The sequence below is a fragment of the Calditrichia bacterium genome, from assembly GCA_020634975.1.
In the GTDB taxonomy this organism is placed as follows: domain Bacteria; phylum Calditrichota; class Calditrichia; order RBG-13-44-9; family J075; genus JACKAQ01.
The window spans coordinates 1-10635 of sequence record JACKAQ010000011.1; the positions used below are offsets into that span (position 1 = coordinate 1).

7 protein-coding genes are annotated in these 10635 nt (G+C 45.9%); 2 read left to right on the forward strand and 5 right to left on the reverse strand.

Translation table 11 applies throughout. The features are described from left to right. Together H6629_23950 and H6629_23955 are read left to right on the forward strand one after the other, a co-directional pair. Positions 1 to 228 (forward strand): HAMP domain-containing histidine kinase (locus H6629_23950; GenBank protein MCB9070841.1); only part of this gene is annotated, 228 nt, incomplete at its 5' end. Further along, positions 197 to 3499, forward strand: coding sequence for a hypothetical protein (locus H6629_23955; protein MCB9070842.1), 3303 nt, complete (start codon positions 197 to 199; stop codon positions 3497 to 3499). The genes H6629_23950 and H6629_23955, both read left to right, overlap by 32 nt. Positions 3500 to 3557: 58 nt before the next feature. On the opposite strand, the gene H6629_23960 is transcribed toward H6629_23955, so the two are convergent. The 5 genes from H6629_23960 to H6629_23980 all read right to left on the reverse strand — a co-directional run bounded on the left by H6629_23960 (position 3558) and on the right by H6629_23980 (position 10490). Further along, a complete protein-coding gene (locus H6629_23960) occupies positions 3558 to 4475 on the reverse strand; it encodes a glycosyltransferase (protein ID MCB9070843.1) in 918 nt (305 codons plus the stop codon). An 826-nt stretch (positions 4476 to 5301) separates the two neighbouring features. Next, positions 5302 to 5745, reverse strand: coding sequence for a DUF2029 domain-containing protein (locus H6629_23965; protein MCB9070844.1), 444 nt, complete (start codon positions 5743 to 5745; stop codon positions 5302 to 5304). A gap of 161 nt (positions 5746 to 5906) precedes the next feature. Next, positions 5907 to 6212 carry a hypothetical protein gene (locus tag H6629_23970; GenBank protein MCB9070845.1) on the reverse strand — a complete coding sequence of 102 codons (306 nt, stop codon included), beginning with the start codon at positions 6210 to 6212 and terminating at the stop codon, positions 5907 to 5909. A gap of 280 nt (positions 6213 to 6492) precedes the next feature. Next, the gene (locus H6629_23975; GenBank protein MCB9070846.1) at positions 6493 to 8346 is read right to left on the reverse strand and encodes an NAD(P)/FAD-dependent oxidoreductase; all 1854 of its coding nucleotides are present in this window, start codon (positions 8344 to 8346) and stop codon (positions 6493 to 6495) included. A 2-nt stretch (positions 8347 to 8348) separates the two neighbouring features. Next, complete coding sequence (locus tag H6629_23980) at positions 8349 to 10490, reverse strand: bi-domain-containing oxidoreductase (GenBank protein ID MCB9070847.1); 2142 nt, start codon at positions 10488 to 10490, stop codon at positions 8349 to 8351. Between the last annotated feature and the right edge of the window lie 145 nt (positions 10491 to 10635).

Here is a 10635-nt window from a genome sequence, read left to right on the forward strand (position 1 = left end):
GGCATTCCCCAAAAACAGCTCGAGAAAATTTTTGAACCGTTGTATAGCACCAAAGCTTTTGGTATCGGTTTGGGCTTGCCGATCGTTAAACAAATTGTCGAAAGCCACAGCGGAACAATAACGATCAATAGCATCACGGGAAAAGGAACAACCGTTAATATTAGTTTACCTGTTTATCAAAACGAGAAAAAAGAGAATGTGGGCAGAAAGAGGATTGAATTACCGTAATGGTATTGAAAAGCAGATAATAAACTATTGTTTATTATCTGTTTACATGTTGTGTTTGTGGCAATTTAACGATTTGCTCGCAGATGAGCAATTGCTGAAATTCAAACGGCTTTCCGTTTCGGAAGGACTTTCCCAAAACACGGTAAATTGTATTCTGCAAGATAGTTACGGCTTTATCTGGCTGGGCACAGATGACGGATTAAACCGTTATGACGGCTACGAATTCCGGAAATATTACCACAATCCGGCAGACACCACCAGCATATCGGATAACAACATCAGATGCATGATCGAAATGCCCGGCAACAAAATTTGGGTGGGTACGCTTGCCGGCGGAATTTCTATTCTGGACAACGAAACCGGGAAATTTTCAAAGTATAATTTGGATATTGAATATAGCAATCAAAATATCCTCAATGGTGTTTTCGCCATTCACCGTGATCGGTTTCAAAAATTGTGGGTGATGCACACCAATGGATTGATTCGGTTTGAAATGGACGGCGATAGCCTTTCTGATCCACAATATTTTTGGTTCAATGAAATCGTTTCCTCGGCGTATTTTCAACATTTTACGGTCGATAAAAACGGTGATGCCTGGGTTTTAAAAAATAGAAAATTATTCTCACTGGATATCGCCACCGGCAGATTTTTGCAATATCATAAAAACCCTAACCACAGGTTTAATAAATATTTATGCGATTTTTTATATAGCGATAAAAGCGCACGCCTTTGGATGACCAAATCCACAGAATCCGGTGAAAACGAAATTTGCGAATTCAATTTTGATGAAAACCGATGGGAAAAATTCATCCAAACCGATGAGAAAAAGTTTTTTGGCGCATTGGAGTCCGAAAACGACTTTTTCTTTTATGGCGAATCCGGCATTATACGATTTAATCCGGATCTGCCCGATGATCAGAAAATTATTTTATATAACGAAAATATCGATGCACCGGTGCTTTCTGCATTGGTAAACCGCGACGGCACATTGTGGCTGGGCTCATTCGGCTATGGTGCATACCGTTTATCGAGTATCACTTCCCGGTTTTTGTCATATCCGCCTGATGCATCGCCGGAAAATCGCTGGAAAAGCATTCGAACCATCTACGTTGATCCGGATGGCATACTTTGGCTGGGAACATACGATGGACTTTATCTGATCGACCGGGAAAAGAATACCATTTCGCTAAAAAATATATATGAAAAAAATGTCAGCAAAGAAGTGCAGGTAGTTTACAGTATTTATGAGGATCCTGTAGGGAATGGCGATACCCTATGGCTGGGGATCGAAGGCGATGATCTGATACGCCTCAACCGCAAAACCGGAGAATTCAAATTTTTCCGGGTAAATTCCGAAGACCCCAATAGTGTTGCAGGGCGGGTGATGACCGGCATCATGCGGGATAAAAAGGGACGATTGTGGGTGAGCACATTGAATGGCGTAAGCCGAATGAAACCTGAATCCGATCAGTTCGACAATTATTATCACGATCCGTTTGATTCTTCCAGCCTGAGCAGCAACCAAACGATTTGTATTATGGAAGATAGCCAACAGCGCATCTGGGTCGGCACTATTTCCGGCTTAAATCAATACCTGCCTGAGTCGGATAGTTTCCGGCGCTATATGTATAATCCATTGCAACCGGGTGGTTTAAAAGCCCGGCGCATCGAAGTTATTTACGAATCGAAACATCCGGATTTTGCCGGTAAATTGTGGCTGGGAACCGCCGGCGGCGGTTTGGTGGAGATGATCGAACAGCCGGACGGGTCGATCAATTTCAAACATTATACATCCAAAAACGATCTGGCGAACAATGTTGTTTACGGCATCCTGGAAGATGAAGATGGCAATTTATGGATGAGTTCCAATAAAGGAATTTCCAAATATAATATCCGTTCCGGTACCTTCAAAAATTATGATATCGAGGATGGTTTACAGGATAATGAGTTTAACGCGAAAGCATTTTTTAAGGGAACATCGGGCGAAATGTTTTTTGGCGGCGTCAACGGATTAAACATGTTTTATCCGTCAGAGCTTGGTATTTCATCATTTGAAGCGCCGGTGCGAATGACGGATTTCAAAATATTTAATAAAAGCGTTGATTTGGGGAAGGCGCCGCATGATGTAAAAAATATTGAGCTCAATTACACTGACAATGTTTTTTCGTTCGAATTTGCCGCGCTGGATTACAATTCGCCGTCCAAAAATCAATACGCATATAAAATGGAAGGCTTCAATAAGGACTGGATTCAACTCCATACCAAACGCGATATCACATTTACAAATCTGGATCCCGGAGCCTATCGGCTGAACATAAAAGCGACCAACAGCGACGGTATCTGGAATGAGTCCGACATTCTGAGTATTGGCATCAACATTCTGCCGCCATTTTGGGATACCTGGTGGTTTCGATATTTAATTGCAGTTATACTCATTATCGGATTATGGCTGTTTTTTAAATGGCGAACATCGGATATCGTCAATAAAAACAAAGAATTGGAGCTGCTGGTTGAAGGGAAAATAGTTGAGATTCGCCAAATTAACGAGCGATTGTTGTCGCAGGAAAAGTTGGCCAATCTCGGAAAGTTGATTACTGTTGTCAGCCACGAATTGCGCAATCCGCTTGGCACGATTCGCAGCGCATTTTTTTCGCTGAATGAAATGATTGCGCCAAAAGACCAAACCATAAACAGGGTGATGGAAAGGGCGGAGCGCAATATTCAGCGCTGCGATACGATCATCAAAGAATTGCTGGATTTCACCCGATTGCCAAAACTTTGTCTGGAAACCGTGCAAATCAACGATTTGATCCGCGAAGTGATCGAGGAATCGAATATCCATGAAACTATCGAAGTGCGCCTGAAACTGGACGCTACCCATGCCCTGCATATCGATATCGAACAAATCCGGCGGTGCCTTATCAACCTGATCGATAACGCCTGCCACGCGATGCTGGACGAAATTGACAGCAACAAACGCTATCGGCTCACCATTTCTTCGTGGGATGGCAGCAACGGTATTTTTGTGGTCATCGAAGATAACGGTCCGGGGATTCCGCTGGAATTGCGAAAAAAAATATTCGAACCGCTATTCAGCACCAAAGGGTTTGGTGTGGGAATGGGTTTGCCAATTACCAAACAAATTGTGGAACTGCATCAGGGGCGTATCGAAGTGGACAATTCCGTTGGTAATGGAACGGCAATGCGTATTTTTTTACCGCTGTTTTCGCGAAGTAAAAAAATATACAACGATCTGATTGGTATGGAATAGTGTGATTTGGAAAGGTGAGAAAAAAGGAAGCGAGAAAAAAGCGGAAAGTAGGGGAGTGTCAAAAATTTTCGGGGAGGCTTTCGCCGGTGGCGATGGGTTTGCCGGACATCTTTTTTTTGGAGAAAAAATATCCCGCCGCCGTGGCGATTTGGGAGATGAGCATCAACAAAACGCCGGCGAACGCGCGAAAAGAACGGGCACGCCGCAACGGATACATCAGCAAATTTACATAAAACGACAGCGGTTGCAGCGATGGCGTTTTTGCCGCACGTTGTTGGCGGTTCTGTTGCAACTGCCGCACGCCGCAGCCGTAATTAAAGTGCTGTCGCCAAAATCCCGCAAACGTTAAAGTGTGAAAATGATAGATTTTTGCATCCGGCAGATAAACGGATTGCCAGCCGTTGGCTGTCCAGCGTTCGCAAAACGCGCGATCTTCCCCGGCAGCCAGCGGAAAATTGCTGTCAAACCCACCCAATTTGTGAAACAGATTTGCCGGAACAACCAGATTATTTGATGTAAAAAATCGCCCGTCGCGATTCGTCGATTCAAAATAATCATACAAATAATCGATCAGCAGTTGGCTGGTTTCGGAAAAAATATTCTCCGGAATTGCGTTGATGCTTTTTCCGCCGATCAGCGCATCCGGTGTCGATTTAATTTGTCTGGCAATTTGGGTCAGCCAATCCGTTGCCGGTGCGCAATCGTCATCCGTAAAAACCAGGAATTGCCCGGTTGCGCGATCTGCACCATTGTTCCGCGCCGCAGCCGGACCGCTGTTTTTCTGGCTTAACAGACTGATTTTCAGTGATTTGCTAAACTTGTTTACAATCGCATCCGGCAGCGATTTGCTGCCGTCGTCCACCACGATTACCTCAAAATTATCCGCCGGGAAATCCAGTGCTGCAATCGCCGAAAGGCAGTTTCGCAACTGCACCGCCCGATTAAATGTGGGAATGATGATGGAAAAAAGCGGCATATTTTATTGTATAAATTTGATTGAAAATTTCAAAATGCGCGGGTACGCAATTTCGGTTGTTGCCGGACGATAATGGCATCCGATTTATGCCGCACCTCGCTGTTCTTCGGATAGTTGACATCCCGCCGTTGCACATGCGATTCTACAATAAAGTAAATTAATATAGACAACCACAAAATTTTTTGAAGTAATACATAGATTGTATTTATTGGCGGATTAAAAAAATATAAACCACCTGGTGCGATAGAAAACAATATTAACAAAAAGAGCAAAATCGAAGGAGTTATAGCCTGTTTTGCCTGGTTGGATATTTTTCTAAATAGCCCTATCAAAGGGAAAAGTAACAGCAAATCATCATACCACATGTGATATGTCCAAAATCTGGCAAATATAGCAGAGACTCCTAATAACAGCCATATATCTACATTTCGATAAAAATATACCCATACACCGAGTATAAAGAATCCAAGTATTGCATTTTCTAAACTTAAACCATGTAACGCTGAGTGCCTCCATCCAATCATTTAAATATGTAACAACATAACTTTTGTCTGCTAATAAATCTTTTCACCACTTGTTAGATTTTCACTGATTTGGTCGTTCCCAAATGCAGCCCTCTATGGATCTTTTAACCAATCCTGATGAAGATTAATAGGATTCGTTTGCATTTGATATGCACTAAATAATATGCATGCAGAATAAATAACTCCTAATAGTATGAAAGGTCTTACTCTCGTGTTTTTAAAAAAATATCCAAATAAATGGTGCAGAAAGTGTTGGTTTAACAAAGCAAAAGATAAAAGTATTCCAGATAAAACGTCAGTCCTTAAATTTGAGGCGTTTTGTAATATATATATAGAAATAAGCAAAATAGAGATGATATGAATCGGCAATTGACCATTGCTGATAGTTGCGCCGATCGAATACATCGATAAAAGGTGATTGCCACAAAGAATTGCCATGTTTTGTGCTTTTGGTTTAAAACAATAAAAGATAAAGACTGACGAACTAAAATAACTAACGCGACAATGGTTGTTAATGCCCAAAACCAACGTGCTGCCCCAAAAGATAACCAACCCATTAATGGATATAATAACACATAGCTTGCCGGCGGATACATTGCGGTTCCATGCTCGGTAAACATTTTTCCTTCAATCCAGGTTTGTAACTCATTATGACGATTTCGGAGGTCAATTGCACCCATGTCGCCAACCTGAAACAGCAACCGCCAGAATTCATATCCGAGCCAGATCACGGAGATGATTGCCATTCCCCAATTGCAACCTGCAACAGGCGCAATTGAAAAGGTGTGTAACCAGTTTTGTTGATTTTAGATGATTGTTTTTCAAAATATGTTGTGTTTTCAAGTGTGTTAAGACAGGGCGTTTCACTGTCGTGCCCCTGAATCAAATTTATCCTTACCCTTATCCTTCACTCTTTATCCTTTTCACCCGTAGGTTGACAACGCGATTGTAAATCATCCTGATCGCATATCCGGCGATGCCTCCGGTGAGCGCCCCATAAAAAATCCGATAAACGCGCCCGGCCAGGAAACCGTGTATCCGATAAAAACTCACCGAGTAGCCGCAAATGATATCCCGGAAACGGACCGCCTTTGATGAGCAGCCACGCCGTCATGATAAAAATGATACCGCCGCACATCACCGCCATCACAAAAGCGAGGATACCCGCCTTGATGCGCAAAATCTGATCGTTGACCGAGGGTGTTTGTTTCATCGTTGTCCTGTCAAATGGTTTTCGAGTTTCGCGAACGATTTGTGTTCGATTTTTGTTGCCAAAAAGCACTGTGGTGATCTTAGAGACCCTGTCTTCGCAGGGTGACAACCGGTTAATGGTTATTATGGTCATTCTGCTCCGAAGGAGCGCCTTCGGCGTGAAGGCAGGAATCTCCCGGGGAAAGCTACAAAATCATTTGTTGACACTGTCCGCAAAATAATGCAGAGCTTAAAAACGAGGTGTGTCATTCGTGAAATTCGTGGATAAACAATAGAAATGATCACTGAAATTTATCCAGAATATCCCGGTTTTCCTGCAGCTCGGTGCGATTGCGCAGAAATCCGGCAAAGGTGGATGCCGCCCAATTGCGCAATTTGGCGATTGCATTTCCGAACAAAAAGCCGCCGATGCTCGCTTCGCACAAACCGACGATCGCGCCGATCCAACTGGTTTCGAATCCCCAAAAATAGTTACCGAGCAATGACAATTTCGGTGCGATTTGTGAATGCCCGTTGAGCACCGTCAGCACGGTGAGCAAAAATAATCCGCTGCCGCAAACAATGCCCACGGCAACGCCGAGCGCCACCGGATCCAGCCGCGCAAAAAACTCGTCGATCACTTCATCAAACGAATGTTCCGTTCTGCCGGCGGGTTCCAATCGTTTTGGCGTCAGCCGCTCCCCGGAAGCGGTCGATTCGTGTTCACCATCTTCGTGATATTCTTTTTCAACATTCACTGCCCAAACGTCGTAGGTTTCGCCGCAAATATTTCGCGCCGCAAAAACGCCGGTGAGCATCGAGTGATCCTGATTGTTGTAGCGATGCAACCCGTTTCTGCCGATGGTTTGCAGATTTTCAAACGTCGCCAGATAATTTTGGATCGTCGCCAGGCTATCGTGATAATGCTGGTCATACACCGGATACGCTTTTTTCATGCGCACCACCGTTCCGTCGACCACCTCATCGGGATTGATCAGCCCGAGTTTGGCGCATTCACGAATGCCAAGATCGATCAGTTGCTGCTCCGGCCAGCGCCATTCGTCATCTTTTTCCCACAAAAAATATTCCAGACCCAGTGCGGTTTGGCGGGTGTCCGGCACCATTTCCGGGCTCCAGTTTTTGTAATTCTGGATGCGCCCGAGCTTCACGTCCGGGCTGTGAATGTAAATCCAGTTATCGGGAAAAATATCGGCGCGATCGACAATCAGCACCACGGTCAGGTAATCGCGATAACGCAACCGCTGCGCCGCGTCCAGCACCGGTTGCGGCGGTTTTGGCGACAGCGAGAAAATCAACTCGCGCAACGGCATTGATGAGATAAATGAATCGCCGCTAAATGCAAACGTTTCGTCGCGGGAATTGCGGGTGCGAACCGTGTGCACGCGATTGGCTTCGTGCTCGACAGTCGTCACAAAATGATCGTGCAATGTCGGCACGCCGTTGTCGCAGAGCTGCTGTTCGCAGCGTTCCCACATCATGCCCGGACCGAGTCGCGGATAGTGAAATTTCTCGATCAGCGTGGTGATAATTTCGCCGTTTTCCGTTTTTCCGGCGGAAAACAGGGCGTTGCGTAACGCCTCTTTCAGCGACAGATTTTTGATGCGTTGGGCTGCCCAATCCGCGGAAATCTCGCCGCAGGGAATGCCCCAGACCTTTTCTGTGTAGGTTTTGAAAAAGATGCGATAGAGCCGTTTCCCGAAGCGATTGGACACCCAATCTTCAAAGGTGGCTTCCGGCTGATTGGGAAAGAGCTGCGATTTGAGATAGCTGAGCATCACCCGGACAGCTTCGGTTGCGCCCAATCCGCTGAGCGCGTTGAACGCCTTGAGCGGATAATCGAAAAAATGCCCGCGATAATAGATGCGCGAAAGGCGCGGCCGCTCGATGAAATCGTCACCGAGAATTTCCCGCCAGATGTAGTTGACATATTCCGATTTTGAGAAAAAGCGGTGTCCGCCGATATCGAACCGGAAACCGCGATAATTCACCGTTTGGGAAATACCGCCAACCGTGTCCGATGCTTCCAGAATCAGCGCCGGCCTGCCTCGTTTATGCAGCTCGTACGCGGCAGTCAGTCCCGCCGGTCCCGCGCCGATGATGATGGTTTGGTGTTTATTTTTCGGTGGGAAATGCATTCTTAAATTTTCAATTCCGGCAGATGAATTGCTGTGCCGGTTTGTATCGATTCAATGATTTTTAGGGTTGTGAGTGTGCTGAGATAAATGTCGTTAAATGGAATCGGTGTATCGGTACCGTTTGTAATCGCATCCAGAAATGCTTTCACTTCTGCGGCGTGTCCTTTATCCTGACCAGACTTGAATTTATCCTTGCCATTTCCAAAAATTATTGTTTCCCGGAAATCAAATAATTGTGCAGAAACGCCATCGGAGTGTAGCTCAACATATTCCTTGTCCAGGCGTTTGCTGCCATTGGCAACATAGGAAATATTAGCCACGGAACCGTTTTTGAACTTGAGATTGACCGTCAACGTATCGTGAAGGTTTGTGGCTGTATCCATCGAAACAGCATGAACAGATACGGGGTGACTGCCGGCGAGGAACATGCATAAATCGACAAAATGACATACCTCACCGATAATACGGCCGCCGCCGACCTCTGGGTCCTGATACCAGCTATCCGGGGGAATAAATCCGGCGTTCACGCGGTATAAAATGGATTTCGGCGCGGTTTGGTCAATTGCAGATCGAATTTTGGCAATATGTGGTGAAAAACGGCGGTTGTACCCCACCATGAGATGGCGATGCGCAGCTTGATGCGCTTCTGCAATTGCAGTGAGTTCAGCTTCCGTCATACATAACGGCTTTTCGACAAACACATGCTTGCCATTTTTCAGGGATGCCAACACATTTTGGGCGTGCAGGTTATGGCGCGTGGCGATAAACACAGTGTTAATGTCATTGCTCTTGTGGATCACGGTCGCATCGCCGGTTGCGAATTGAAATCCGTATTTATCTGCAATATTGCGGGCGTTGTTGCCGCTGGCTGTTGCCACACCGACCAAAGCCCCATGCTTTTGGCAATTCGGTAGCAGGAAGTTTTGGGCAAAAGACCCTGCACCAATAAAACCGATGCGTGCTGTGTCGGCTGTAAATTTCCCGTTTTTTCCGCCCAATTGTACGGTTTGGCGAATTGGTTTTTCCGTATCATACTTTAAAAGGATGCCCAGGAACGGTTCGCTTTTTGAAACGATCATTTCATAGGCTTTTTGGGCATCGGTAAACGCAAATTCATGAGTCGTTAACAGACTTACATCGAGTTGTTTTGCCGCCAATAGCTCCAGATAAGCCTGCATGTTGCGGTTTTCTGTCCATCTTACATAGCCAATAGGGTAATCCTGACCTTTTTCCTCATAATTGGGATCGTATCTGCCGGGACCGTAGGAAGATGACATACGCAGATCCAGCTCTTTGAGATAATAGGGATCGCGATCAAATCCGGTGGGGACGGCACCGACAATAACCACTTTGCCTTTCTTTCTGCATAAACTTCCGGCGAGATTAACGGGATCGTGACTGGCTGTTGCAGCGGTAATAATGACCGCATCTACGCCGTATCCGCCGGTAAATTCGGATATACGTTCTTCAATGCCGGGATGATTGCGGGTTAAAGCAATGTCTGCGCCGGATTGTTTGGCTAACGCAACAGCGCTGTCAGCGATATCGATGCCCACAACCCTGATACCCGCAGCCTTGAGCATTTGTACGGTAAACTGCCCGATCAAACCCAACCCGATGACGGTACAAGTTTCACCGAGCCGAAGGTCCGCCTGACGGATGCCCTGCAAAGCGATTGCGGCAATGGTTGTGAACGCTGCATCTTTCAGGTTCACGTTGTCCGCTACTTTGGCAACCAGGTTTTCCGGGACAGAGACGATTTCTGCATGACCGGCAGATGCGCCGCCGCAACTGACCCGGTCACCGACCTTGAATTTTCGCACATCATTGCTGACGGCGATCACTTCACCGGCACAACTGTAGCCCAGCGGGGCCGGCATGTCCAGTTTGTTCATTACCCGGCGGTAAGTGCTGGCAATTCCCTCCTTTTGGAGGGTGTCCAATACCTGTTTAACCTGGTCGGGCTTGGCTTTGGCTTTGCCGATATAGCCCTTCCGGGCATTGTTGACTTTATTGCCCTCCGTTCCCGCGCTGATTGCCGAATAATGGACGCGAACCAGAACGCTGCCCGGCAATAGCGCCGGAACCGGGACTTCCAGCAGGTTCATTTCACCGGATTTCATGTTTTGTGTGAGTTGTTGCATGATGTTGTGATTTCAGTTTTTATGGTTAAAAGATTTATTTGACAGGATTAACAGGATGTTAAGGATTTGTTGTGAACTACCCGTTCAGTACTGATCTATGTAAACTTCTCCCGTTCGCAGTTGTCACAGCGTTGGTCATTCCTGC

Excerpts from the sequence above, each read along its gene's own strand:
- H6629_23955 (MCB9070842.1), top strand. The coding sequence starts at position 197 with ATGTGGGCAGAAAGAGGATTGAATTACCGTAATGGTATTGAAAAGCAG.
- H6629_23960 (MCB9070843.1), bottom strand. The coding sequence starts at position 4,475 with ATGCCGCTTTTTTCCATCATCATTCCCACATTTAATCGGGCGGTGCAG.
- H6629_23965 (MCB9070844.1), bottom strand. The coding sequence starts at position 5,745 with ATGGCAATCATCTCCGTGATCTGGCTCGGATATGAATTCTGGCGGTTG.
- H6629_23970 (MCB9070845.1), bottom strand. The coding sequence starts at position 6,212 with ATGAAACAAACACCCTCGGTCAACGATCAGATTTTGCGCATCAAGGCG.
- H6629_23975 (MCB9070846.1), bottom strand. The coding sequence starts at position 8,346 with ATGCATTTCCCACCGAAAAATAAACACCAAACCATCATCATCGGCGCG.
- H6629_23980 (MCB9070847.1), bottom strand. The coding sequence starts at position 10,490 with ATGCAACAACTCACACAAAACATGAAATCCGGTGAAATGAACCTGCTG.